We start from the raw sequence: 26,192 nt of genomic DNA, 5'->3' as shown, positions 1-26,192 counted from the left end.
ATTCTTAATCCTCCAACCCAAATGGAAGATACCAATACCGCCGCCACACCTGCTGCCGAAAACGTGCAGTTGGAGGGTGGTACCTATGAAATCTTACGGAACCGTCTGCAGAAAAGCGGGGCCGAACTGCGTGCGCAACTCGAGCAGCTGAACCAGGAGCGGAAGAGCGTGTTCGGCGCCATTGAGACGCAGCTGATCACCACCGAGCGCATCACGACCGAGAACAATTGCGTGCCCTGGGACATGGTGCCGGTGGGCTATACCTTGCTTTTTGGCTACAACGTATACCTTGGCCTCAAGTCAGAGGTGGAGCTGTCGGATGTGTTTGGGGTCTATACCTACGAAGGCCACAGCTTCCATCAGCAGCCGTTGGATGTGCTGCAGGACAAGACGTTTCAAGACGATTTTCAAAAGCTCTACAAATACTACAAGAACACCCAGTTTATCAAGTTTGCGCACATCGGCAACTACCTCTACATGGTGTTCCGGGTGGGCAAGGGCCTCAACGATATCAAGACCTTTAAGTGGTTGCTCAAAGGCGGATCCATCACCTATATCGACAACCGCAGCGACCATGAGTATGTGTTCCCGAACCAGCATGATTTCAGCTGGAAGCGCACCACCCGTGAGGCGCAGCGCAAGGGCAAGCACCCGCACGTGTCTATCGAAGATAAGGTGTTCGTGGAGACGGTCGGCGGCGACCTGACCATCAAGGTAGAAGACAATACCGACTCCGGGCGGGGCATTTATTCGGAAGAGGTAGAGGACAAGGACCAGACGCTCGACGACTCGGAGATCTACTACGCCGTGGTAGGCAATATCATCATCCTGAAGATCCGGCCATACCGCGAGAATAACTACCGCTACTTCGTTTACAACTCCAAACTGCAGGAGGCCCGCCGCATCGATGCGCTGGAGCACAGCTGTGTGCTGTTACCAGACGGGCAGGGCATCATTTACGCTTATGGTTACTACCTGCAGACGGGCGAGTTCAAAGCTTTCGACAACAACCTGCAGGACATGCTCTTCGAGAAGCGCATTGCTTCCCCGAATGGTGAGGATTTCCTGTATGTGTTCTACAACAAAGAATCAAGCGTATACCTGTTGCTGTCCTACAACCTGATCACGCAACAGATCGAAACACCGATCGTGTGCCACGGTTACGCCATTTACGAGAACGGGGAGCTATGTTACTTCCGGGCCGATGAAGAGGCGCAGAAGCACCACGCCATCCAGATCTGGCAAACCCCCTACATCGGGCCGAACTTTGTTATACCGGTTACGCAGGAATCTTATCTCTACAAGATTGGCAACAAGGACATTGTGCGGGCCATGGCCGAGAGTAACGAAGTGCTTTCGCTGCTGCACAAGGACGATTCCTACGCCAACCTATACCTTGACCTGATTAAGAAAACCACGGATGTACTGGATTCTTACCACTGGCTCAACCGTGCGGAAACTTACAACCTGGCAGCACCCATTACCGCTATCCGGCAGACGGCCACAGCAGCGGTGGAGGAGTACGAAAAGGTGCTCAGTATCAAGAAAAACACGCAGGCACAGATAAGTCAGGTGCTGGGGCAGGCCGATGGGCTTATCCAGACGCTGAAGTTTAAAAAGGCTGAAAGCATCAACGATTATGTGAAGTATCTGGCCGATTTGCGCGGTATACGCGGCGAGGTGATCTCGCTGAAAGAGTTGCGCTACACCGATCTGCCGACAATCGAAAAATACGAAGCGCAGCTGCAGCAATTCGCGCAGGACACTGCCAACGGAGCGGTTGAATTTCTTCTGCAGCCCAATGCCTTGACGCCTTACGAGAAAAAGGTAAAGGAGATCAACACCGCCATTGAAGGTATAGCCAAAGTGGTAGAGGCTGACGCAACTGACAAAGAGATTGCGGCGGTGTCGGCGGAACTGGAAATGCTAATCGATGTGGTGAGCAACCTCAAGATCGAAGACGCCACCCAGACCACCCGCATCATCGACACCATTTCGGCCATCTACGCCACCTTCAACCAGACCAAAGCCACCCTCCGCCGCAGGCGCAAGGAGCTGCTGAGTCAGGAAGGAAAGGCCGAGTTCAATTCCCAGATCAAGCTCATCAGCCAGAGCGTGGTCAACTACCTCGACGTGTCGGACTCGCCGCAGAAGTGCGAGGAGTACCTGGCCAAGCTCATGGTGCAGTTGGAGGAGCTGGAAGGCCGCTTCCCGGATTTTGATGAGTTCATAGAGCAGCTCACCGTCAAGCGCGAGGAGATTTACAGCGCTTTTGAATCGAAAAAGGTGCAACTGCAGGAGGCGCAGAACAAACGCGCTAACAGCCTGCAGCAAGCCGCCGACCGCATCCTGAAAGCCGTGCAGAACCGGGCTGGCAAACTGACCTCGGTCAACGAAATCAACGGCTACTTCGCCTCTGATCTGATGATCGAGAAGGTGCGGAGCACAGTGGAGGAACTGCTCAAGATCGGTGACACCGTGAAAGCCGATACCATCCAGAGTCGCCTCAAAACGCTGAAGGAAGACGCTGTTCGCCAGCTGAAGGACAAGCAGGAACTGTTCGTAGATGGCGCCAATATCCTGAAGTTTGGTAAGCACCAGTTTTCCGTCAATACACAGCCGCTGGAGCTGAGTGTGGTGCACCACGACGGCGCCATGTACTACCACCTCACCGGCACCAACTTTTTTGAGAAGATCACCGATGACCAGTTCTTAAGCTACCGCCCGGTGTGGGAGCAGACGCTGGTGTCGGAAAACAACCAGGTATACCGCGCCGAATACCTTGCCTTTAAAGTGCTGGAAGCGGCGCAGGACAGAGGTATAGCCGGCCAGCAAACGGAGAACAGTTTGCGCTACCTCACCATAGACGAACTACACAAACTTACCGAGTCGGAACTGACAGATTACGTGAACAAGTTCATGGCTGTCCGCTTCAACGAAGGCTACATGAAAGGTGTGCACGATCACGATGCCGCGCTGATCTTAAGCGCACTGATCCGCCTGATCAAAACGGCCGACCTGTTGCGCTATACCTCCCTCGACCGGTCCTGTGCGCAACTGTATTGGAAGGCATTTGTGCCGGAAGCCAAAAAGAACACGCTTAACCACCAACTCAAAGGTATAAGCGCCATCTTGCAGGTATTCCCCGACACCCACGAGTTTGATGACGTGAAGGCCGATCTGCAGGAGGAACTCTATACCTTTCAACAGGAGACGGGGCTATGCAAAGAGTCTAATGCAGGAGAAGCAGGGGAGTACCTGTTTTACGAACTGACCCGAGGGAATCACTTTGTAATCGACAGTCAAGCTGATGTGCTGTATGGCGGCTTCAGGCATTTCCTGACGGAGCGGAAGGTGCTGCATACTTTTGAGGATTCGGTGAAGGCGCTGCAGGAGAATGTGGCCCACCAATTTGAGCTGATTCAGCACTGGGTTAAAGCTTATATCGCACAGGCTGGTCAGCACGACAAGGCAGAGTTCGTGTCCGAAGTAGCGACCTTGCTATTAACGGACAGCTACAATCCGCTACACGTGGTGCACACGGTGTTGAAAGAAAACCTGCAAGGTATGCAAGGTGCCCACCAACAGGTGCAGGGACAAAGCTACCAGCTAAACTATCACCAGTTCCTGCACAGGTTACGCGACTACACCTCCGGCACGGCTACGGCTTTCACAGCTTTCACAGAGCTTAAAAAGAACATGACGCAGCAGGCAGAGCATGCACTTCGACTGAACGAATTCAAGCCACGCGTGCTTTCGTCTTTTGTGCGCAACAAACTGATCGATCAGGTATACCTGCCGCTGATTGGAGCCAACCTCGCCAAGCAGATAGGTTCGGCGGGGGAGACCAAGCGCACCGACCTGATGGGCATGCTACTTTTGCTTTCGCCTCCGGGCTACGGCAAGACCACCATCATGGAATACATCGCCAACCGCCTGGGCATCATCTTTATGAAGATCAACGGGCCGGCCATCGGCCACCAAGTGACGGCGCTGGACCCGAAAGAGGCACCCAATGCCGCTGCCCGCGAAGAGTTGGAGAAGCTGAATTTGTCTTTTGAGATGGGTGATAACGTGATGATCTACCTCGATGACATCCAGCACTGTAATCCGGAGTTTTTGCAGAAGTTTATCTCGCTTTGCGACGCCCAGCGCAAGATCGAAGGCGTGTACAAAGGCCGCAGCAAAACCTACGATTTCCGGGGCAAGAAGGTATGCGTGGTGATGGCCGGCAACCCCTATACCGAAACAGGGGAGAAGTTCCGCATCCCGGACATGCTCGCCAACCGCGCCGACATCTACAACCTCGGCGACATCATCGGCGACACGGAGGATGTGTTCAAGCTGAGCTACATCGAAAACTCCCTGACCTCCAACACCGTGCTGGCAAAGCTGGCGGCGAAGAGTCAGAAGGACATCTATGCGCTTATTCAGCTGGCGGAGACCGGCAACAGCGAAGGCCTGGAGTTTGAAGGCAACCACTCCGCTGACGAACTCAACGAGTATGTGCTGGTGCTGAAAAAGCTGCTGAAGATTCAGGATGTGATTCTTAAGGTGAACCTGGAGTACATCCGTTCGGCGGCGCAGGCAGACGAGTACCGAACCGAGCCCGCCTTTAAGCTGCAGGGCTCTTACCGCAACATGAACAAGCTGGCCGAGAAGGTGATGCCAATCATGAACGATCAGGAGCTGCAAACGCTAATTTTGTCACACTACGAAGCCGAGTCGCAGACGCTGACATCCGGTGCCGAAGCCAACATGCTCAAGTTCAAGCAACTGATTGGTATCATGACCGAAGTGGAAGCCCAGCGTTGGGAGGACATCAAAGCCACCTTTGTGCGCAACAACAAGCTCAAGGGCTTCGGAGGCAACAACCAGGTAGGGCAGGTGCTCACCGAAATGGAAAACATCTCCGGCGGACTGGCGGGTATAAAAGACGTGCTGAGTCAGTTTAAGCCAAGCAGGCTGGAAGCAGCGGAGGAGCTCTAAGGTATAGCAAAAGCCCCTGCAGGCATAAGACTGCAGGGGATTTTTATGATTTAAAAACCTGTTTCGTCGGCGCTCGGGCCGTAGCTGCCCGGTATGGGAATGTCGAGCAGGCGAAGGTATACGCCCAGCTGCGCGCGGTGGTGGATGATCTGAGAAATAGACATGCGGATGACGTCGGCTTTGGAAGAGGTGCTGTAGATCTGGTCGCCTTCCCGCAAGGTCCAGGGTTGATCCAGTTGCTCGTCCTGGGCCTCGGCCAAGGCAGCTAATCCTTCGGCCTGTGACTTTTCGAAATAGGCCACCAGTTCTTCTGTGTTGGCTATTTTCACAGGCTGGTAAGGATTTTGGGCAAAATCCAGTTCATCAGTCGTCAGTACCATTTTTATCCAGGCTGGCAGTTCGGCTACGTGTGTTGCCAGCTGGATCATACTCATACTTTTTTGGTGAAGCTTCCAGTCGTACTTGTCGGCGGGCACGCGCTCGAGCATTTTGCGGGTGGTTTGAGCTTCCTGCTCCAGTTCTTTCGAGAACAATTCAATTACGGTCATGGAGGTTACTGTCATAGTTTTATTTTTTTAGTTTAAGACAAAGTAACCATGGCCCACTGACAACCCTATGGCAGTGTACTTTGGAAGCTGAATATTTTTTTCAGTAATCGACCGGCAGCAGCTTCATGTAATCGCCCAGCACGATATGGTCTGTCTTTTCAAAAGGCTGTTCGGTGCTTCTGATCCTCAGGATGCGCGAAACACGGAAGTCGCGGTACTCGTGCCGCAGGTGGCACCAGGCGATCAGGTGCCAGTTCAACGCATAGAACACCAGCCCGATCGGCTCTACCAAACGGGCGCTTACTTCCTCTTTTTTGTTTTTGTAGGCCAGCTCCACCATCACTTTTGTGGCAATGGCATGCTGCAGGGCAGCCAGGTAATCGGAGTTGAGCTGGAAGCAGGCCGGGATCTGTAAACGGATGTTGCTGGTCAGCGCTTCGAGCTTTTCCTTCTGCGAAGCCTTCAGCACGTTTTTGACTTTGGTCAGGGCGCTGGAATAATGCGTCTGGATCGACCTGTCGGCAAACCCATAGACCATGGCCTCCATCAGGAGCAGTGCATTGGCCTCTTCGGAGCTGAAGGAAACCGGCGGCAGAAAATAACCCTGCACGATAAAGTAGCCCTTGTGCTGCTCGAAACTCACCGGTACGCCTTGCTCCCCCAGCGCCTTCACATCGCGGTACACGGTTCGGACACTGATCCCGAACCGCTCGGCAATTTGATCTGCTGTCACATATTTCTTAGACTGCAACAGCGTCAGGATACCAAAGAGCCGGTCAATTCTGTTCATGGTTTTAAATCGAGGAGAAAAATGCAAAATCAAGAAGCGCCGTTGTTCCTGTTAGATCATCGTCTTCCAAGTATACGAAAACATTTCTTCCGGCTATGCCAATTCTTTTTCAACTGCAGAAGTAGAAGCCTCCAACTCCTCCTGCAGCCGTAGCCAACATGCTCAAGTTCAGGCAACTCATCGATCTGGCAGGTATAAAAGAGGTACTGAGCCAGTTTAAGCCGAAAAAGCTGGAGGCCGAAGAGTTTTAAGGTATAGCAAGTTTCAATGGAAAGCCCCTGTAGGTATACATCCTGCAAGGGCTTTTTTTATCTCAAATAGTCAGTTCCTCACTTCAACAGACTGGCCAGTTTTTCAGTTAGTTCGGCGCCTTTTACATTAATGGCCGCAATGTTGCCCTCCTGGTCGATCAGGAAGTTATAAGGTATAGCATTCACATTGTACTTCTCAGCTAAATGGCTGTACCAGCCTTTTAGGTCAGTATAATGGATAAAAGGCATCTGGTACTTATCCATGGCTTTCTGCATTTTCTCATCGTCCACATCGAGCGAAATGGCCAGCACCTCGAAACCCTGGCGCTTGTGGCTATCCGCGATTTTGATGAGTTCAGGCATGTCTTTCAAACAAGGTGCACACCAGCTTGCCCAAAACTCAAGCAGCACCACTTTGCCTCTAAACTGATCGAGTGTGAGTTTCCGGTTATTATGGTCAAGAGCAAAGGCCGGGGCTTTGAATCCGACAGCAATAGTATTCTTAGGGACCGTCAGACTCATAAAATGCTGCCCTAGGTCAGAGGTTTGCACTTCTAGACTCAGCGACTTGAACAGAGCCAAAGATTCCTCCGGGTTCTTTTTATCGTAAATGGCAGGCAAAAGGAAGGCGCTCGCATGGGAACTTGGGTGCTGCCTGATAAAAGATATGATTTCTGCTTTCATCAAGGCCTCGCCCTTCTCCACTCGCTCCTTTAGTTCCTCCACTTTCACCCTGTCTTTTCGTTTCATAGCAGCCGCGAGACTATCCTGAATAGCAAGGATACTACCTCCGTTGGCATGCGTGATTCGCTGCTCTAGATCGGCTAGCTGGTTGTTCAGGCTGTTGGGGGCAGAAGAGTGGATGTTTGCCTCATGCAGGTTCTTAACCCCATTGAAAAAAATGGTTCCGGGCTCAACAAAGAAGACCTTTCCCCCGGTATGATCATCTCCTATGCTGACCATGTAAGGCTCGTCGACGGGTAGCGTAAATGAAAACTCCCCGTTTTTCATGAGCACAATTTGTGACAGTGGGTAACTTTTAGAGATCGAAACTACCCGGAGCGTATCGGTCCTGCCGGAGCTCAGCCTGCCTTTAATAACACACTGTTTCGTTTGAGCATTTGCTGCCATGGGCAAAGCAAGTACCAGGAAGAAGAGGAGAAGAAGTTTTTTCATACAGGTGAGGATTTAGCTGAGAGATACAAATGCATTGATCAAACCCGAAGGTTGGGTCATTCTGTCATCGAAAAAGATTCAGCATGCCGCTCCATACAGGTATAACTGCCATATTAGGCCAGGCAGATTCCACCTCGTTCTCCTTTTGCTGATAAAGTGGGTATTTTAGAGAAATTCACGCAACACCTGAACTTTTAATTCAGGCATAGACTTTATTACTTTTAATCTTTAACGGAAAGTGAATACGCTTGTTAAAGTTTTAATATATCAAAAATACAATAATTATCCATGTATGCAACCGAATTCAGGTATAGCTTCGAATTTAATCTGATTCATTTTCTCAGAAAGCAATCATGAAAAGTAACAGGTAATACCTGGTTTAACTTATGCGGCTGGTATAAGCAGACTGGAGATTTTTGCACCTTCTTGTAACAGGGTATAACCAAAATTTAGAACTTCAGCGAGTTGAATTATCCCCTTAAAACCCCGACCTTTGTACCTCTATGCAATTAGCCATCACCTCATTAAATTCCGGCAGCAACGGCAACTGTTACTACATCGGCAACGAGCAGGAAGCCGTGCTGGTGGACGTCGGCATTTCGTGCCGCGAGACCGAAACGCGTATGCGCCGCCTGGGCTTATCCATGCGCAAGGTGAAGGCTATTTTTGTGTCGCACGAGCATTCAGATCACATCAAAGGTATACCGGTGCTAGCGCGTAAGTACAAATTGCCAGTATACATTACGACCAGTACTTTGTACCGCTCCCGCATGGACCTGAGTGGGGTGGAGGTGGTGTCCTTTACAGGATACGATCCTGTGAAGATCGGTGGTTTATCCGTGACTGGTTTCCCGAAGTTTCATGATGCGGCCGATCCACACAGCTTTGTAGTGGAAGGTAATGGCGTAAAGATCGGTGTGTTTACAGACATCGGCGCGCCATGCGACCACGTCATCCGGCACTTCCAGCAATGCCATGCCGCCTTCCTGGAGACAAATTACGACGAGGGGATGCTGGAGCAGAGTTACTACCCTTACTACCTCAAGCGGCGCATTAGCAGCAATCACGGGCACATGTCCAACAAGCAGGCACTGGAGCTGTTTGTGGCGCACAAGCCGACCTTCATGAGCCATGTGTTCCTATCGCACCTATCTAAAGACAATAACTGCCCGAAACTGGCGAAGAGCCTGTTCGAGACCTGCGCCGATGGTACGGAAATAGTGGTAGCCTCCCGATTTGAAGAGACCCCCGTGTATAACATCAGCTGCCAGGGCGATATTTTCGAGCGTACTTTATCTGTCAGCGATATCACGCCGACCGGGGAGCAACTGTCGTTGTTTTAGCCTCTGCTTTATATGCCTGAATAATGAAATTTAAGACAAACAAGAGCGACTTTATCAATACTTTAATCGCTGCCATTGTCTTATTAGTAAGCGGTGTATGGATGATACTGACAGACAAAGTTGCGGTTGGGGTTCATAGCAAAACACTTTCTGTTTCAGGCTATGGCGGACATCTACTGATCTTGGTTAGTTTAATTTTCTTCTATGTCGCCTATCACTGTCTTTCCCCTTTCAGCAAAATCAGGCGGTTTTTTGAGGGTAGGAGAAGAAAGAAAAAGTAAAATGAAGACCTGGCGGTTTCACCCAATCGAGTGGCGATGAAACCTTATTCGATTTGCAACCAATCCCTAGTAGCTTATACCTGCGCCCTCCGCGCATATAAATTTTCTGTGCACGATTCGGACAGGTCGCGACCTGTCCCTACAAACGATTGCAGCTTCTAAATGCCTCTGCAATAATGCTCTGCGGGATTTATCAATCCCGCAGCATACCGTAGGGGATTTCCTAATCCCCGTGTGCCGGTCTTGCAGGTATACGGGGACAAGGATGTCCCCAGCAGAAATGCTTTCGGACATGGATGTCCGAAAGAGCCCAACATTTAGAATGGGAGCGTTCAAATTGGTTTATGCCCGAAAACGACGTTACATTGTAACATTACTCCATCATAACTTACTAACTCCAAAACTCCCCAACTCTTAAACTCCCTCAGTTCGCCCGCTTCAGATACTTATACAGCTCCGAGTCTGTAGACAGGATCACACTCGTTTTATCATCAAACGACTTCTCCAACGTTTCCATAGAGCGGAGGAATGAGTAGAGTTCGCGGGCCTGTGCATTGCGGTTGTAGGCGGAGGCATAGATCGAAGTGGCCTGGGCATCGGCTTTACCTCGGATCACCTCGGCTTCGCGGGTGGCCTGGGAAGTGATCTGGGCCAAGTCACGCTCTTTGTTACCTTGTATCTTGCGCGCCTCTCCCTGACCTTCGGAACGGAACTGATCGGCAATCCTGTTACGCTCACTAATCATGCGGTCGTATACCCGGTTGCGCACTTCGTCCACGTAGTTCATGCGCTTAAAGCGGAAATCCAGGATCTGCACACCCAGGTCGGAGGTACGCTCGTTGGCTCTTTTCAGAATCAGCGCTTCAATCTTGTCACGGCCGACCGTTATTTTTTCCAGGTTCTCCAAATCTTCCATCACCTCGTCCGACACCTCAGGCTCCCGGTTGGTGGAGCGCACGATATCGAGCAGGTCGTGGCTGGCGATGGCGTTGCGGGTCTCACCGTCCAGGATATCGTCGAGGCGTGACTGGCCGGAGCGCTCGTCGCGCAGACGGATGAAGAACTGCAGCGGATTGGTGATCTGCCAGCGGGCATAGGAGTCCACAAAGATGAATTTCTTATCCTTGGTAGGCACCTGGTTCGCATCGCCGTCCCACTCGAGGTAGCGCTTGTCAAAGAACTGCACTTTCTGAATGATTGGGATCTTGAAGTGCAATCCGGGCTGGGTGCGGGGTTCGCCTACGGGTTTACCGAACTGGGTGACGATGGCCTGCTTGGTTTCGTCGAGCACAAATACGCTGGTGAAAAGCAAAGTAAGCAGCAGCACAGCAGCTAGGAGCGATAGTATTTTCGGGGTATTCACAGGCTATTTCGTTTGCGTTTTGTTCTGATTCAGGTTCAGCAGCGGCAGCACGTTGTTGCCGCGCTCGTCCACAATCACTTTGTCGCCTATTTTTGGCAGGATTCGCTCCATGGTCTCCAGGTAGAGACGCTTCTTGGTTACCTCCGGGGCTTTCACGTACTCATCGAACAGTGCGTTGAAACGGGCGGCCTCACCCGTGGCCACGTTCACACGGGTCAGCGCATAGGCCTCGGCCAGCTGTACCGTTTCATCGGCCTCGCCACGGGCACGCGGAATGATGCGGTTATACTCCGACTCCGCCTGGTTGATCAGGGTTTCGCGTTCCTGCTGGGCCTGGTTTACGGCGTTAAAGGAGGGCTTTACAGTTTCCGGGGGATTCACGTCCTGCAGCACCACCTGGTCAATGCGGATGCCGTTCTCGTACTCGTCGCACATGCGCTGCAGGAGCACTTCCATGCTGGTCGCCACTTCCTGGCGACCCACGGTGAGCACTTCGTTCACGGTGCGGTCGCCTACTATTTTGCGCATCGCCGACTCCGACATATCGCGCAGGGCCTTCTCCGCGTCACGCACCTTGAACAGGTAATTATAAGAGTTTACGATCCGGTACTGTACCACCCACTCCACATTCGCCAGGTTCAAATCACCGGTCAGCATCAGCGACTCGTCGTTGAAATCGGCTTTTGAGTACTGGGTGTTCCGGTCTGTATTTGCTGTTCTAAAGCCAAACTCCTGCTTGAGCTGGCGCTGTACTGGGATCTTCTGCATTTCTTCTATACCGAAAGGTAAAATAAAATTCAGACCGGGTTGCACGGTGCGGTCGTAGTGGCCCACATACATCACCACGCCTTCTTCTTCAGGCCCCACCGTTTTGACGGAAGTGAGCAGGAGGATCAGCAAAAACAGTCCAAGCAGGATCTTGCGGAAGTGCTTGCTGAGCAGAAACATATAATACTGCAGGCGGTAATTCGGCTCGGCCATGGGCAATGCGTCAGTTAGTTGATAGCGTTAAGATAACTAAAATATCTCAATATGTTAATGTCTTGATAGGTATTGCCGCGTGGTTTCAAGGTGCTCGTGTGCAGGTATAGACAGGCGCAGCTAAATGTGAATTGGTTGTGATGCAAGCTTTTTCCGGCTTTTCCTCGTACAGGGTAAGACCAATTGAATCGTCTCTGTTTTGTCAGTTTTCCTAGCCTCAAACCGATATGAAAAAGTTCTTCGCACTTGTTTTTACTGTAATGACAGGGTATGGCGCTCATGCCCAAAGTACTCCTTTACCTACAGCCGAGAATCAGGTTAAGACCGCCGTGCTGGCCGCCCCTGCCGACAAGCGGGAAGGCGCCACCGTGCTGGGCTATAACCAGAAAGGGGAGGTGGTGACGTTGCGCAAAGGTACGAACGAACTGATCTGCCTGGCCGACGACCCCAACCAGCCGGGCTTTTCGGTGTCGTGCTACCACCGCGACCTGGAACCTTTCATGGCCCGTGGCCGCGAGCTGCGCAAACAGGGTATGAGCGCCAACGACATCTTCGAGACACGCGAGAAAGAGGCCAAAAGCGGAAAGCTGACATTGCCCAAGCAGCCGACTTCGCTTTTCGTGTACAGTGCGCCAGATGAGCAGGTAAACGCGCGCACCGGTGAGGTGACAGACGGCTATTTGCGCTACGTGGTCTATATTCCGTGGGCCACTGCCGAGAGCACCGGACTTCCGCTCAAGCCTGACCAGGGCGCGGCTGCCATGCCCTGGATCATGCATCCCGGCACGCACGGGGCGCACATCATGATCAACCCGCCAAAAGTCAAAGCAGGACAGTAAACAGCACTATTCCTACGCAGACTGGTGAACGGCCGCTAACTCATCAACGCTAGCGCCTGTTCACCAGTTTGTCAACGCCTTTCAGTATAAAAAAAGCCATTACACCGCTCACGGCAATTATTTTGATGACTCTTTCCGGATCGGGGATGGATCTGAACTTTGTGTTGCCGTCTTTTATTTCGATGTAGCCCACTGGTTTGATGCCCACGCCGCCACCGCCGCCAGTTCCTTCTTCTCCCGCTTTGGAGCCACTACCACCGCCGAAACCATAGGCTGCCTTGGCCGCAGGTATAACCGTTACGCCGTCACGCTCCACGGGCTCACCGTAAATCGTGCTGGCATTTGCTGAAATGCCCAGCCGTTGTGCCAGGCGTTCAATAAAGCTGTTCTGCTCTTTCTTTGCTGTCTCTTCCATGCGCTATTTTGATTTGTTTAATCAGTTGTACGTGAAGGAATCTAATCGTTTCAGAAAGCAAGAGAGAGGCATCCAATTCGGGGTGAGCATCGCCAATGGGCAGGTATAGGTATAAAAAAACAGACCCGAGCATGGTCGGGTCTGTTTCTGAATAGCGGGCCAGGCAGAGTGCCTGCGCCGATTATGTTCTAAGGATCAAGGTATAAGCTTATACCTTGGCCGCTTTCAGATCTATTAGTTCCGACAACAAGGTATAGGAATGCTGCCGCTTCTCCGGATCAAAGATGCCCGTTGAGATCATCAGCTCGTCCACCTGCGTTTCGTTCACATAGGCTTCTAACTCTTCTTCTACCGACTTCTTACTGCCCACAAAGCTGTAGCGCAGCATTTGTTTCACGGCGTATTCCTCCTGCAGGCTCCAGCGGTCTTTCATGCTCTCCACGGGCGGTTGCATCGGCAGGGCCTTGCCCTGAATCACATTCAGGAAAGACTGGTAGAGTGAGGTGGCCAGATGGTTCGCCTCTGCATCGGTGTCGGCCGCCACTACGTTCACACAGGCCATGGCATAGGGTTCCTGCAGCTGTTCAGAAGGGCGGAAACTGTCGCGGTATACCTTGAGGGCATGGTGCAGGGCGGCAGGGGCAAAGTGACTGGCAAAAGCGTAAGGCAAGCCCATAATTCCGGCCAGTTGCGCCCCGAAGGTACTCGAGCCCAGAATCCAGACAGGTATATCCAGCCCTTCGCCCGGTATAGCGCGTACCTTGGCCGTGCTGTTTTCCTTGCTCAGGTACTGGCGCAGCTCGGCCACGTTGTTCGGGAAGTCCTCTACGTTGCCCTGCAGGTCGCGGCGCAGGGCGTGGGCCGTCACCTGGTCGGTGCCGGGGGCGCGTCCCAGTCCCAGGTCGATGCGACCGGGGTACAGGCTCTCAAGTGTGCCGAACTGCTCGGCCACGACCAGAGGGGCGTGGTTGGGCAGCATGATGCCGCCGGAACCCACCCGCAACGTAGACGTGCCACCGGCAATGTACCCGATCAGGACCACGGTGGCGGAACTGGCGATGCCGGGCATGTTGTGGTGCTCCGCCAGCCAGTAGCGGGTGTACCCGAGTTCCTCCACATGACGGGCCAGGGCCAGACTGTGCTGAAAGGAGTCGTGGATGCTCTTGCCGGTGCGGATCGGCACCAGGTCGAGTACGGAAAGCTTTATATCGCTCAGTTTTTTGTCTGCCATCGTTTTTGGTTAATATGTGGGACAAAAGTCGTTTGATTTTACAAAAGCACACTGCGTTAGGCAGCCATCTGAATGAAATGCTTTGGTCTTCAAAAAATCTTTTGTCCTTTGTCTAAAGTTCGTTTGTCTTAGTGCCTGTCAGGGTTTAGCATACCCCACCTACTTCGCAGCTGTTGCCTTCCAGGTCGAGTTTCTGAATAGCAGGTGCGACTTGCTTAAATACATTCAGGAAAGTCTCGGCGGGCTGCGCGCCGCTCACCAGGTACTGGTCGTTGATCACAAAGGCGGGAACGCCGGTTATACCTGCGGACTGCGCGAAGGCTTCCATCTCGCGTACTTCCTTTTTGCCTTCTTCGCTTTCAAAAAAGTTCTCCAGTCGCTCGGCCGGTATGCCCTGTGCTATACCTATTTCCTTGAGTACGGCCGTGTCATTCATCGGGCGGTTATCCGTAAAATAGGCTTTGAACAGGGCGCTGGCTACCTCGTGCTGCACACCGTACTGGCCTGCCAGCCAGATCAAACGATGCCCGTTGAAGGTGTTGTTTATCGGCATGCTGTCCGAAAAGTTAAATTTGATGCCCTCTTCTGCGCCGGCCTGCGTCATGCGCTGGTCCATGGCCGGCAACTGCGACACGATCTGTTCGCCGTAGTTTCCTTTGAAATAGTCGAGGCGGGCCAGGCCGTCCTGAGGGATGTTCGGGTTCAGCTCATAGGCTTTGAAACTGATTTCGGCCTCGTATTGGTTACCCGCCTGCTGCAGCGCTTTGTTGAGGCGGCGTTCGCCCACGTAGCACCAGGGGCAGTTGATGTCGGAGAAGATGTCTATTTTGATTTTCTGCTTTGTCATGGTATTTTATTTAAATGCGTAAGCCGACAGCTACCCGCTAGAGGCAATTGTCGGCTGAACATGCTATACTGAAGCCTATGCTTCCAGTACGAATTTTTCTTTCTGGCGTCTTACTTTCGGCAGTTTGGCCAGCCAATCGTTGTCGGCATCGCGGTAGCCGAGCGGCATCAGGGTAACACTGCGCAGGCCTTTGGCAGGCAGGTCAAAGAGTTTGTCCAATGCGGCGGCGTCGAAGCCCTCCATCGGCGTGGCGTCCACTTTTTCGGTGGCGGCGGCTACCAATCCCACCCCAAAGGCAATGTAGGCCTGACGGGCGGCCCAGTTGAAGTTCTGCTCCTGCGTGTTACGCTCAGCGGTGCTCAGTAGGGTGCTCTTGAAGTCCTGCAGGTTCTCGACAGGTATGCTGCGCTCCGATGCGGTATGCGAAATAAATTCGTCTATGTGCGCAGGAGTCACGTTGTCCCAGGCGGCAAACACCAGCAGGTGAGAGCTCTCCTCAATTTGCGGTTGGTTGTAGGCCACTGATCGGATCTGCTTTTTCAGGTCTTCGTCCTCGATCAACAGCACCGTATAGGGCTGCAGGCCCATGGAAGAAGGAGCCAGGCGGATGGCCTCCAGAATACGTTCTACTTTATCGGAAGGCACGCGCTGGCCGTTCATGCGTTTGGTGGCATAGCGCCATTTCAAAGTTTCTAAGATATTCATGTCTATACAACAGTTAAAAACCCAGTAATGTTTCATAACTAGGTTACTTTTGGTAACTCAAAGGTATTTCTTAAATTTGGACCTGTCAAGCAGGCACTTTAAACACACTTGGTAACATGGAAGTAACTATAGTTGAGAATCAGCGACTTGAGATCCAGAAAAAGATCGATAAAGTTTTGTGCGGCAAAGCAGAGGTGGAGTCCTGCTGCCCGATCAAGGACATTCTGGCCCGTTTCGGCGACAAATGGTCCATCTATACCATCCTCACGTTGGGGAAGGAGGAAAAGGTGCGCTTCAACGAACTGAAAAACCAGATCAGTGGCGTGTCGCAGCGCATGCTCACTGTTACGCTGCGCTCGCTGGAAGAAGACGGCCTGGTGAGCCGCCAGGTATACGCTGAGATTCCGCCCCGGGTGGAGTACAGCCTCACGCCGCTGGGGCAGGGGCTATTGCTGCAACTCCTGCAGCTCGCCGACTGGGCCAAGCTCAACATCGACCAGATCCTGGAGGCCCGGGAACGATACGCAAAAAAGGAAAAACTGGCACAGCTTGCTTAGCAGTTTGTCGGTTTAAACCGGCTGACTTTAAATTTGTTAGATGCCTTGCCTGCTAACATATATTTTCAGGTATATTTAAACCCTGATGAGACTTTTTCATCTAAGTTTAAATGGCATCTGTATGAAAACTTCAGCACGCGAACAAAAGCTACAGCACCTCTACTGGCGGGCGGGCTTCGGTATACCTTTCAGGCCGGATCAGGCAAGCCCTGGTATCAAACAGGCCGTTCGTGAACTGCTTCATGCGTCGGGTCAGGCGACCCCCCTGCAGGTAGCGCTTGCACGCACTGAAGCAGACCCGCAGACCGATGCGCAAAATGCCGAGATGCGCCAGCAGCGACAACGCGAGCGTCAGCAGGGTTTCGTACTGCTCAATAATGCCTGGCTTCAGCAGATGGCTACCTCCGAAGCCCAGCTGCGCGAGAAGATGACCCTTTTCTGGCACGGGCACTTTGCCTGCCGTCTGCGGGAGCCCCGCTTTGCGCTGCTGCAGCACAACACCCTCCGTGCACATGCGCTGGGCAAATTTCCGGATCTGCTGCTGGCCATCTCCAAAGACCCCGGCATGCTGCAGTTCCTCAACAACCAGCAAAACCGCAAACAGCGCCCCAACGAGAACTTTGCCCGCGAACTGCTCGAGCTCTTCACACTAGGCCGGGGACACTATACCGAACAGGACATCAAAGAAGCCGCCCGCGCCTTTACCGGCTGGTCTTACAACCCACAGGGTGAGTTCGTGTTTCGCGCACGGCAGCACGACCGGGGCCAGAAGACCTTTATGGGGAAGCGGGGGAATTTTGGCGGAGAGGATATCCTGCAAATGATCGTGGAGAACCCGCGCACGGCCGACTTCCTGACAGCGAAGCTCTATGCCTTTTTTGTAAGCGATGTGCCCAACCCGGAGCGTATCAAAGACTTGAGCAGCTACTTTTACGAAACAGGGTACGACATCCCCAAACTGCTGGAGAAGATCTTCAGGGCGAAGTGGTTTTACGGACCGGATGTGGTGGGGACTAAGATCAAATCACCGATCGAGCTGCTGGCTGGTTTGCAACGGCAGTTTGACCTGACCTATGCCGATGGCCGCAGTCCGCTGGTGTTGCAGCGGGCGCTGGGGCAGGAGCTGTTCAGGCCCCCGAATGTGAGCGGCTGGGCCGGGGGCCGCAACTGGATCGACAGCTCCACGCTCGCTTTCCGGCTGCGCATCGGGCCGGCGCTGCTGCAGGAGGCGGCGCTGGAGGTGAACCTGAAACCGGACGACGACACCGAACCAACCGCCCCGCGAAAGCGCCGGCAGGATGGCCTACGGACCGTGCGCGCCAAAGCCGACCTGAGCGGACTGCACCAGCAAATGCAAGAAGCAAAGGAACGAGAGCTGATCGAAAAGCTGAGCCAGAAGCTACTGCAAGTGCCGCTGCAACCGGAAACCGCCGCCCTGATCCAGCAGCACATACCTTCAGGAGTCGCACATGCCGATAAAGTCACGCTGCTGACGCTTCGGCTGCTTTCTTTACCTGAGTACCAGTTATGCTAGTTTTCCACCGCTCACGTTTGCACTATGGCAACTAATTCCAGAAGAGAGTTTATCAAAATGTCGGCGCTGGCCTCGGGCATGCTGCTGGTCCCCAATTTCCTGCACGGCCTGGACGGGGGCGGACTGCCGCTGCTGGCCAGCTCCAACGGCAAGCGGCTGGTGGTGATCCAGCTCAGTGGCGGCAACGACGGCCTGAACACGGTGGTGCCCTACCAGAACGACCTGTATTACAAGGCGCGTCCCAGCCTGGCCATACCTTCCCGCGAAGTGCTCACCCTAGAAAAAGGGCTCGGGCTGAACCCGGCGATGGAAAAGTTGCGGCTGCTCTACGATCAGGGCTACGTGTCTGTTCTCAACAGTGTGGGCTACCCGGATCCGGACCGCTCGCACTTCCGCTCCATGGACATCTGGCACTCTGCCAGCGCCTCCGATGAGTACCTGAGCACCGGCTGGCTGGGCCGCTACCTCGACAGCTTATCCGGGCCATCGGCCAACTACGCCGCTATTGAGGTAGACGACACGCTCAGCCTGGCGCTGAAAGGAGCGCAATACACAGGTATAGCCGTACAGGATGTGAAGCGCTTTTTTCAGGCGACCAACGACCAGTTCCTGAAGCAGGCGGCGCAGTTACATGCACAGGACCACACGCACCACCAGGTCGACTACCTCTACAAAACCCTGATCGAGACGCAGCAATCGGCCGGTTACCTGCAGGAGAAAACGAAGGTATACCGGAGTAAAAAAGACTACCCGAACGGGGAGTTCGCCCGGAACCTGAAAACTATTGCCGAGCTGATCGCATCGGGCGTGGAGTCGCGGGTATACTATGCCTCCCTCACCGGTTTCGACACGCATGTGCGGCAGGCGGGGCAGCAGGCGAGCCTCTTGCGGGAGCTCTCGGAGGGTTTGTACAGCTTTGTGGATGACCTGAAGCAGCAGCAGGAGTTTGATAATACCGTGATCATGGTGTTTTCGGAGTTCGGCCGACGCGTGGCCCAGAATGCCAGCAACGGAACAGACCACGGCACGGCCAACAACCTTTTCCTGATCGGCGGGAAACTGAAGCAGGCAGGCCTATACAACGAAGGCCCCAACCTGCAGGACCTTGACCAGGGCGACCTCCGATATAGCATCGACTTCCGGAACATCTATGCCACCCTGTTGCACAATTGGCTGGGTGGAGACGCAGCGGGTATACTGGGCGGTAAGACGCAATTGCTGACCGGGCTTATCTAAGGTTTAGGTATAACAGATTCAGGCGCTTATGCCTGAGCGGCCAGGTTTTTTTATTGTATGACGATCTTAAGGATTGTCTCATTGCTGATTCTCAATCTTGCTTTCAATACGATGCCGTCGAGCGATAAATATTGCAGTTCGCCACACAGAAAACAGACACCTATAGCAGTAGCGAGTCGATGCGGATGGCCTGCACCATGTTCTCGCAGTTAGACCAGCTGAAGATAGTGAATCGACCATCTTGGGAGGCAACCAGGGCAACCGCGTCGCGCTGATCGTGCACGAACTGAGCCGCTGATAAATGCCGTGTGCCACCGCTCACCGCAGGCTGGTCGATTTTTGCCCCGCCACCGATGACGGGTTCTGTCAAAATCAGCTTTTCTACCGGAGAGCTTCCCGGTTTTTGGGTAATCTTGGCGCCAAAGCCATACAGCGCATACTTGTCACTGATGATGGTGGCGCCGTCCACTGCTGTAAAACCGGCCAGCGCATCTATCGCCCGTTTCATCTCATCATGCCATTGCAGGTCCTTGTCTTCTTTCCGCAACATCAACTTGGCCAGTTCCGAATAGGCGGGGCCCACCGCGTAGCGCATCGGGTGCCGGATCGACTGCCGCCATGCTTCCGAACCAGAGGGCACCACCAGCAGGATGCCGCCTTTCTTGTGGGAACGCATCGACACGGCCAGCTGCACCAGCACATTCAGCGACTTGTTCCAAGCACTCAGCGTACTAAAACCCAGCAGTGAGTACAACAGACTGGGGCAGTCAGGTATCTGGATGCTTTGCTCGTCTACAATTTTTACCTGGTCGCCCGTCAGCACGGCCACGTTCACAAATTTGCCGAAGCCATCCTGCCTGCGGTGTTTGATCACCAGCAATCCGGGTTCTGATACATCGAGCACGAAGCAGAAGTCAGGTATACTGCGCGTCATGCCCCAAATGTGCAGGTAATCTCCTTCGTGCCACACGCCCAGGTGGATGCCCGGCCGCTCCACACCCGGCCCTATCTTCGTCAGCACGGCAGGGGACAGGGTGAGGCGGTGCTCAAACAGCAGAGGTTGTTCAGATTGCTCGGGTGGCAACAGAGCAAGGGATATTTTAGGAGACTGCCCTTCTTCCCGTCGCAGGCTTCCCCAGAAGGCGGCGTCGATCATGGTTTCGATGATGCGGGCCGGAGGTATAGCCGCCAGGTTGGTAGCGTTTGCTTCTTTGGCTGCTTGGATCTGCCTGGAGAAATGGTCTTCCGCAATCTGGGCTACTTCGCGTGCGGCCTTGTAAGTCGATTTACCAATCATGTGTGTCATCCGGTTTCAGGTATGGGCGGCAGCACGAAAGCCTATGAGGGTGTTGCACTGCCAAAAGTTTTATACGGCGTTCCGTATGAAAACTAGCAGATTCCTGTAAGAACGGTAGTCGAAGCGGAGACAGGTATAGCCAAAAACAGCACAGCCGCTACAGAAAGTCTGCAGCGGCTGTGCTTTTAGAATACCAGGTATAGCACCTGCGAAATGACGGTTTAGTCTAGACCACCTTTGCGGGTGGCAGGTCTTGCCTCAGGCCAGGTCATTTTTTCGCCTGTGCGTGGGTTCACCGGCATCACACTGCGCTCACGTGATACCAGTTCCGGCTCTTCGCTGGCCATGTAAGCCAGAATAGCCGTCAGGATCACGTTGCTGCGCACGTCGTCGAACACCACTTTGTCGTACGTGTCGCGGTTGGTGTGCCAGGTATAGTTGCCGTAAGACCAGCTCAGGGAGCTAAGCATAAAGGCCGGGATGTTGTGCGGAATGAACGAGGCATGGTCAGAACCGCCGCCGCCCGGGAAACCTGGGTATGAGGTCTGGATGTCTTTGGTGATCTCACGCGGCACGGCGTTCAGCCAGCGGCCCATGTAGTCATAGGAGTTCAGGAAGCCCTGACCAGAGATGTTGGCCACGCGGCCAGTGCCGTTGTCCTGGTTGAAGACAGCCTGCGTCTTCTTCACGATCTCCGGGTTGTCCTCCACGAAAGCGCGCGAACCGTTCAGGCCCTGCTCTTCGCTACCCCAGTGACCCACCAGGATGGTACGCTTCGGGTTCGGGTATACCTGCTTCAGAATGCGCATTACTTCCATCATCAGGATCGTGCCGGTACCGTTGTCAGTAGCGCCGGTACCACCGTCCCAAGAGTCGAAGTGGGCTGACAGGATCACGTACTCGTCCGGCTTCTCAGTGCCTTTGATCTCAGCGATGGTGTTGAAAGTAGGAACCGGCTTCTTGGAGTGCTTCGACTCGGCCACTACTTTAATGCGTGGCTTGCTACCGTTTTCCGCCAGGCGGTACAGCATGCCATAATCTTCCAGCGCGATATCAACGGTAGGGATTTTCTTGGTATAGGCGCTGAAAATCTTGTTCACGCCAAAACCCTGCGACCAGTTCGACATCACGATACCCGCGGCACCAGCCTGCTCCAAAGCAACCGGCAGGGTACGGGCGTTTTTGCCGGTGGCGGCAATGCGCTTGCTCCAGGCAGCGTTCTGCTCGTCGCGCTGTTTCTTCATTTTCTCAAACGACTCCGGCGTGGCGAACTCTTTCCAGTTGTACTCAGGACGGCCGCTCGCCTGGTTCATCGATACCATCACCATTTTGCCTTTCACGCTTGGCAACCAGCGTTGGAAAGCTACAGAGTCAGCAAATTCCGGCATGGTGATCACCTCAGCCGTCACGCCTTTGGAAGGCGTAGATGGGCTCCAGGCCAGCTGCATGCCTTCAATTGATTTCACACGCGGGTGCACCATGTCGATGTGCGTCACACCGCGCTCCCAGCCGCGCCACTCGCCGTAGTTCTGAACACGGGCATCAATGCCCCAGCCTTTGTACTTGTTCACAGCCCAGTCAGCGGCCTGCTGCATTTGCGGGGTGCCTACCAGTCTTGGTCCGATGCCGTCCATCAGTTCGTGGCCCAGTTTCTCGAGCTGCGAGTTTTCAGTGGCCATCTTGATGATGTTCTGGATCACAGGATCCTGTTGTTTTTGAGGCTGTTCCTGCTGCTGCGGACGCTGCGCGAAAGCCACGCTGCTCACACCGCCTGACAGCATTAAGGCCAGGGCCAGCATGTGAATAGGGTTTTTTTTCATGGTAAAGTTTAAGGTATGGATTGTTTGTATAGTAAGTAAAGCGTATGCCCGCTCAAGATAGTAAAATTGTGTTATTTAAGCCGAAAGCCCTCTATAGACTGGTGAATGCCGCTTTGGTTTAATAGCTGCTGAAATTTTAAGGTATAAGCGCTTGCCTTCACCCCAAGTCAAAGTTCTCCACTTCTGTTACAGCACCTGGCTCAAATGCTTCCAGCTGCATATTCCCGATCCGCACACGCACCAGCCGGAGCGTTGGGAAACCGACGGCGGCCGTCATTTTGCGGACCTGCCGGTTTTTGCCTTCCGAGATGGTGATGGACACCCAGCTGGTCGGGCCGTGGCGGTCGTCGCGGATGCGGCGGCTGCGCTCCGGGAAATCGGGTGCATTTTCCAGGAGGAAAGCGGTACAGGGACGGGTGCCGTACTGCTCGCCGTACAGCCCGATGGCCACGCCTTCCTGCATCCGGGCAATGGCTTCCTCCGTGATAAGGCCGTCGACCTGGGCATAGTATTCCTTCTCCACATGCCTGCCGCGCACCAGTTCGCTCGTTTTGCCGTCGGTGGTCAGCAGGAGCAGGCCCTCGCTGGCCTCGTCGAGCCGCCCGATGGCCATGGTGCCGGCCGGGAAATCGTGCAATTCGCCCAGTAGCTTCTTCTTTTTCTTATCGGTGATGAACTGGCTGATGTAGCCGTAAGGTTTATGCAAAATAAAATGCCGGTGCTGCATGCAAGCAAAGGTATAGAATCAGGTATAGCTCAGGCTGCAAAATAGACAAAACCCCCGAATTTATCGGCAAGCCGTGTAAAGGCAGCAGCCCGTTTTCCGTAATAGGACAAACATAAGACACAGTCGCCACGGGAACAGGCGCACGCTATACCTTGTTTATCCTATCCCGGTCCCAGCGACAGCCCGTGCAACCGCTTCCGCGTATAGAAGATGAAAGAAGGCCGGTCAGGTATAGACAGAAACAGTGGAGAAAGGAATCATTCGGGCTTTGATTGGTCAATTCTAAAGACATCCATCCCGCCTACACTTGATTACTTCAATTTATTTTGCTTCATTACATAAGTAATTGAGCTTTTAACTTTATTAATACAAAAGTGATTTTTTGGACATTCTTAATAGCAGCGATATTAGGTTACATTGTGGGGCATTACGTGATGCCGAACCGCAAGCTACGCCAGGCTTTGCAGGATGTACGCAAACAATGCGCCGCCGCACTTGAGGAAGGCAACAAAGGCGTGTACAAGACCATCGTGACCGACAACGGAAAGTCGTCGGAACTGGTGGTGGAAGTGCGCGAACTGGCCATCACCAAGACCGGGCAGGTGAAAGTGGAGTATGTGAGCGCACAGTACCGCAACCCGGATTTCAGAACAAAAAAAGGCGAAGCCCTGCTAAATGAAGTGCGCGACCTGCTGGGCGAGTACCTGCCGCTCAACGACATTGAGTGGTACGAGACCACCGACCGGCACGAAAATATCAAAAAGTACTTAAACTCATTGGACCTAATCAACCGCAACCTTTAGAGGTAATAAAACAAGATGGAAAAAACAGCGAAAACAGAGATTACGATCGTAGAGAATCAACAGAAGATACAGGAGAAAGCCCTGGCGATCTCTAAATCCATAGATCCGGGCAATCCGGAAAGCCTGAGCAATTTTGGGGTGGAAACGCAGCGCAAACTGGGGCACTACTCCAACGAACTGCTGACCAAAGTAAAAGCCAAAGACTCTGGCGAGGCGGGCGAAGCCATTAACGAACTGCTCAACCAGATCAACATGATCAAGATCGAGGAGCAGGAGAAAGGTGGTTTCTTTTCGCGCCTGCCCTTCGTGAAGAAGATTTCTGATAAGTCGAAACAGCTGGCCACTCAGTATAACACCGTATCGGCCAACGTGGACGATGTGGTGGTGAAGTTGGAGCGCACCCGCCAGAGCATCATGAAAGACTCGACCAGTCTGGAAGTGATGTTCAACCAGGCAGTGGAGTACATCCACGAGATCCGCTCCGTGATTGCGGCCGGCAAGATGAAGATCGAGGAAATAGAAACCGATTTAATTCCGAAGCTGCAGGATGAAGTGGAAACCAGCGGGCAGGACGAGCTGGCCGTGCAGCGCCTGAGCGACATGATCGCCTTCAAGGAGCGCCTCGAGAAAAAGGTGCACGACTTCCAGCTGTCGCACACCATCGCCACGCAGTCGATGCCGCAGATACGTATGATCCAGACCACCAACGATGTGCTGGCCCAGAAGATCCAGAACTCGATCGTGACCGTGATTCCGGTATGGCGCCAGCAGGTGGCCATTGCCCTGGGTTTGGAGAAGCAGCGTAAGGCTCTTGAGATTCAGAAAAAAGTGACCGACACCACCAACGAAATGCTTCGCAAAAACTCGGAGCTGCTCAAGAAAAACGTGGTGATCGCGGCACAGGAGAACGAGCGCGGCATTGTGGATGTGGAGACGCTCAAGAAAGTGAACAAGGACATGGTGGAGACGCTCGACCAGGTGATCAAAATTTCGGAAGAGGGCAGCAAGAAGCGGGCGGAAGCCGTAAAAGAACTGGCCCAGGTGCAGGAAGAACTCAACAGCAAGATCATCGGCACGTTCGGCAAGTCCAAACAGATTGAGATTGAATAATGATATATAAAGGGGATAAGAAAGAAGAAGAACTAGCCGTCCGGCACCGCATCCTGAGCGACGAACAGGAGGCGGTGCTGGACCTCTATATCCAGCACATCGACAATGTGTTTGAGGAGATGAAACTCTCGGAAAAGCTGCAGGTCGAAATCGAAACCCAGCACCTCAAACGCATCCTGACCAGATGATGGGTTTTTTTCGTTCACTTTTCGGAATGGGGCAGGAGAACACCCGTACGGTGGTAGCGCACCCTGGTGCCGCCGACGCCCGCGCCATGCAGTACATCCGCGCTTCCAATGCCAGGCTCAACGCCCTCCACAGGCTGTACGAACGCTACCAGCACACACCGCACGCCGATAAACTGTTGGCCGTTTTCGAAAAGACCAAGCTGGTACACAACTACCTGGTGACGCGCAAGCGCATACAGGAGCTAGAGCTGTTTCATGTGCAAAACACGGAACACTTCATCAATACCTTCACAACGGTGATCAACGTGCACGAGCGGCACATCAAGGACAGCTATATACCGGAGCGCGAAAAGCCAAAACCGGTACCGCAGGTACAGAAGCCGCGTCCTCCCGGACAGGCGCAACCGCGTCCGGCTGCTCCGCCACGCCAGGATAATCCCGGTCATCCCTTTGAGTCGAAGGTAGAACAGGTGCTCAAGCGCATCGAATCCGAAACGATCAAGGGCATCTATACCGCCCAGAAAGTAACGGAGATGGTGAAGCGGGTAGCCAACCAGGCACCCATGGCACCGCCCGATGTGATGCAGGCCAAGGTGCCCACACTGGCTGTCCCGGTAATCGCCATCGAAACCTACTCCCGTGTGTTTTATTCACCGGAGCTGGAAGGTGGCGCCACCATGTCGCGCGAAATTTCCTATACCTCTTCGGATACTGACAAAGACCTTTTTTTGCAGCATGTAGCGGGTAAGCTGGCCATTGATAAGGGGGAGCTGAGCTACATCGGAAACACCATGCTGGCCATACCTGACACCAAGGGTCCAAGTCCGGCCCGTCACGTTCCGGTCGTGCATTGGCGGGGCTATCCGTATGCGGTGAGTTTGATCGATTACCGGTTGTTTCCGGTAAGGATGCACCGGAAGAGTTTTTAAATCTGATACTTGACATGATTATAAAAGAGCCTCTGATTTGTCAGGGGCTCTTTCAGTTTCGTTGTCATTCGCCGGTCAGGCTTTGAGAAGACAGGTGCTTTCTGTTTAAACCGCAAGAGGCAGCTCCGGACAAGGCTCCCCTGCCACAGAGCAGGGCTGTCAAGTTCTGTATAAAACTATCCCTTTGGGGGATTATAGGGGTGTTGCTTCAGTACTAAAATGCTGATAGCTG

Annotated in this window: 23 protein-coding genes; 11 read left to right on the top strand and 12 right to left on the bottom strand. The window is 53.3% G+C overall.

The window, feature by feature from the left end; genetic code table 11:
- Positions 1 to 21 precede the first annotated feature (21 nt).
- Complete coding sequence (locus IEV97_RS03150) at positions 22 to 4,989, top strand: DNA repair ATPase (protein WP_188500036.1); 4,968 nt, start codon at positions 22 to 24, stop codon at positions 4,987 to 4,989.
- A 50-nt stretch (positions 4,990 to 5,039) separates the two neighbouring features.
- Here the strand turns inward: IEV97_RS03150 and IEV97_RS03145 are convergent, their stop codons facing one another.
- The 3 genes from IEV97_RS03145 to IEV97_RS03135 form a co-directional block, all read right to left on the bottom strand.
- Complete coding sequence (locus tag IEV97_RS03145; RefSeq protein ID WP_308419844.1) at positions 5,040 to 5,552, bottom strand: DinB family protein; 513 nt, start codon at positions 5,550 to 5,552, stop codon at positions 5,040 to 5,042.
- Positions 5,553 to 5,637: 85 nt separating this feature from the next.
- Positions 5,638 to 6,327, bottom strand: a complete 690-nt coding sequence (locus tag IEV97_RS03140) for a helix-turn-helix transcriptional regulator (RefSeq protein WP_188500035.1) — start codon at positions 6,325 to 6,327, stop codon at positions 5,638 to 5,640.
- 329 nt (positions 6,328 to 6,656) lie between these two features.
- A complete protein-coding gene (locus tag IEV97_RS03135) occupies positions 6,657 to 7,754 on the bottom strand; it encodes an AhpC/TSA family protein (RefSeq protein WP_188500034.1) in 1,098 nt (365 codons plus the stop codon).
- Between the two features lie 503 nt (positions 7,755 to 8,257).
- Here IEV97_RS03135 and IEV97_RS03130 point away from each other — a divergent pair.
- Positions 8,258 to 9,097, top strand: a complete 840-nt coding sequence (locus tag IEV97_RS03130; RefSeq protein ID WP_188500033.1) for an MBL fold metallo-hydrolase — start codon at positions 8,258 to 8,260, stop codon at positions 9,095 to 9,097.
- A gap of 23 nt (positions 9,098 to 9,120) precedes the next feature.
- Positions 9,121 to 9,378: a hypothetical protein gene (locus IEV97_RS03125; protein ID WP_188500032.1), complete on the top strand. Its 258-nt coding sequence runs from the start codon at positions 9,121 to 9,123 to the stop codon at positions 9,376 to 9,378.
- Between the two features lie 424 nt (positions 9,379 to 9,802).
- Here the strand turns inward: IEV97_RS03125 and hflC are convergent, their stop codons facing one another.
- Together hflC and hflK are read right to left on the bottom strand one after the other, a co-directional pair.
- Positions 9,803 to 10,741: a protease modulator HflC gene (gene hflC, locus IEV97_RS03120; protein WP_188500031.1), complete on the bottom strand. Its 939-nt coding sequence runs from the start codon at positions 10,739 to 10,741 to the stop codon at positions 9,803 to 9,805.
- A 3-nt stretch (positions 10,742 to 10,744) separates the two neighbouring features.
- Complete coding sequence (hflK, locus tag IEV97_RS03115; protein ID WP_188500030.1) at positions 10,745 to 11,722, bottom strand: FtsH protease activity modulator HflK; 978 nt, start codon at positions 11,720 to 11,722, stop codon at positions 10,745 to 10,747.
- A 227-nt stretch (positions 11,723 to 11,949) separates the two neighbouring features.
- Here hflK and IEV97_RS03110 point away from each other — a divergent pair, with 227 nt between their 5' ends.
- Positions 11,950 to 12,561 carry a hypothetical protein gene (locus IEV97_RS03110; protein ID WP_188500029.1) on the top strand — a complete coding sequence of 204 codons (612 nt, stop codon included), beginning with the start codon at positions 11,950 to 11,952 and terminating at the stop codon, positions 12,559 to 12,561.
- Positions 12,562 to 12,610: 49 nt separating this feature from the next.
- Here IEV97_RS03110 and IEV97_RS03105 read toward each other — a convergent pair whose 3' ends face one another.
- From IEV97_RS03105 to IEV97_RS03090, 4 genes are all read right to left on the bottom strand, one after another.
- Positions 12,611 to 12,976 carry a spore germination protein GerW family protein gene (locus tag IEV97_RS03105; protein WP_188500028.1) on the bottom strand — a complete coding sequence of 122 codons (366 nt, stop codon included), beginning with the start codon at positions 12,974 to 12,976 and terminating at the stop codon, positions 12,611 to 12,613.
- Between the two features lie 208 nt (positions 12,977 to 13,184).
- On the bottom strand, positions 13,185 to 14,207 hold the full coding sequence (locus tag IEV97_RS03100) for an LLM class flavin-dependent oxidoreductase (protein WP_188500027.1): 1,023 nt from the start codon (positions 14,205 to 14,207) through the stop codon (positions 13,185 to 13,187).
- Between the two features lie 145 nt (positions 14,208 to 14,352).
- Positions 14,353 to 15,054, bottom strand: coding sequence for a DsbA family oxidoreductase (locus IEV97_RS03095; RefSeq protein WP_188500026.1), 702 nt, complete (start codon positions 15,052 to 15,054; stop codon positions 14,353 to 14,355).
- Between the two features lie 75 nt (positions 15,055 to 15,129).
- Complete coding sequence (locus IEV97_RS03090; protein WP_188500025.1) at positions 15,130 to 15,759, bottom strand: nitroreductase family protein; 630 nt, start codon at positions 15,757 to 15,759, stop codon at positions 15,130 to 15,132.
- A gap of 116 nt (positions 15,760 to 15,875) precedes the next feature.
- On the opposite strand from IEV97_RS03090, the gene IEV97_RS03085 reads away from it, so the two are divergent.
- The 3 genes from IEV97_RS03085 (at position 15,876) to IEV97_RS03075 (ending at position 19,086) form a co-directional block, all read left to right on the top strand.
- Entirely contained in the window at positions 15,876 to 16,316 is a 441-nt protein-coding gene (locus IEV97_RS03085; protein WP_188500024.1) for a winged helix-turn-helix transcriptional regulator, read from the top strand.
- Between the two features lie 121 nt (positions 16,317 to 16,437).
- Positions 16,438 to 17,850: a DUF1800 domain-containing protein gene (locus tag IEV97_RS03080; protein WP_188500023.1), complete on the top strand. Its 1,413-nt coding sequence runs from the start codon at positions 16,438 to 16,440 to the stop codon at positions 17,848 to 17,850.
- Positions 17,851 to 17,874: 24 nt separating this feature from the next.
- The gene (locus tag IEV97_RS03075) at positions 17,875 to 19,086 is read left to right on the top strand and encodes a DUF1501 domain-containing protein (RefSeq protein ID WP_229733763.1); all 1,212 of its coding nucleotides are present in this window, start codon (positions 17,875 to 17,877) and stop codon (positions 19,084 to 19,086) included.
- A 160-nt stretch (positions 19,087 to 19,246) separates the two neighbouring features.
- Here the strand turns inward: IEV97_RS03075 and IEV97_RS03070 are convergent, their stop codons facing one another.
- The 3 genes from IEV97_RS03070 to IEV97_RS03060 form a co-directional block, all read right to left on the bottom strand.
- The gene (locus tag IEV97_RS03070; protein WP_308419842.1) at positions 19,247 to 20,392 is read right to left on the bottom strand and encodes a putative sensor domain DACNV-containing protein; all 1,146 of its coding nucleotides are present in this window, start codon (positions 20,390 to 20,392) and stop codon (positions 19,247 to 19,249) included.
- 212 nt (positions 20,393 to 20,604) lie between these two features.
- Entirely contained in the window at positions 20,605 to 22,203 is a 1,599-nt protein-coding gene (locus tag IEV97_RS03065) for a M20/M25/M40 family metallo-hydrolase (protein ID WP_188500022.1), read from the bottom strand.
- Between the two features lie 157 nt (positions 22,204 to 22,360).
- On the bottom strand, positions 22,361 to 22,909 hold the full coding sequence (locus IEV97_RS03060; protein ID WP_229733762.1) for a pseudouridine synthase: 549 nt from the start codon (positions 22,907 to 22,909) through the stop codon (positions 22,361 to 22,363).
- A gap of 395 nt (positions 22,910 to 23,304) precedes the next feature.
- Between IEV97_RS03060 and IEV97_RS03055 the strand changes: the two genes are divergently transcribed.
- Genes IEV97_RS03055 through IEV97_RS03040 form a run of 4 tightly spaced genes read left to right on the top strand, consistent with a single transcriptional unit; the run spans position 23,305 to position 25,960 of the window.
- A complete protein-coding gene (locus IEV97_RS03055; RefSeq protein WP_229733761.1) occupies positions 23,305 to 23,733 on the top strand; it encodes a hypothetical protein in 429 nt (142 codons plus the stop codon).
- Between the two features lie 15 nt (positions 23,734 to 23,748).
- A complete protein-coding gene (locus tag IEV97_RS03050; RefSeq protein WP_188500020.1) occupies positions 23,749 to 24,843 on the top strand; it encodes a toxic anion resistance protein in 1,095 nt (364 codons plus the stop codon).
- Positions 24,843 to 25,031 (top strand): hypothetical protein, encoded by a 189-nt coding sequence (locus IEV97_RS03045; protein ID WP_188500019.1) that lies wholly within the window; start codon positions 24,843 to 24,845, stop codon positions 25,029 to 25,031. The genes IEV97_RS03050 and IEV97_RS03045 overlap by 1 nt, the downstream gene beginning before the upstream one ends.
- Positions 25,028 to 25,960, top strand: coding sequence for a hypothetical protein (locus IEV97_RS03040; protein ID WP_188500018.1), 933 nt, complete (start codon positions 25,028 to 25,030; stop codon positions 25,958 to 25,960). The genes IEV97_RS03045 and IEV97_RS03040 overlap by 4 nt, the downstream gene beginning before the upstream one ends.
- Positions 25,961 to 26,192: the final 232 nt, after the last annotated feature.

The organism is Pontibacter amylolyticus, assembly GCF_014638845.1.
GTDB classification, from domain to species: Bacteria; Bacteroidota; Bacteroidia; order Cytophagales; family Hymenobacteraceae; genus Pontibacter; species Pontibacter amylolyticus.
This window is presented reverse-complemented; position numbering and strand designations above follow the sequence as displayed.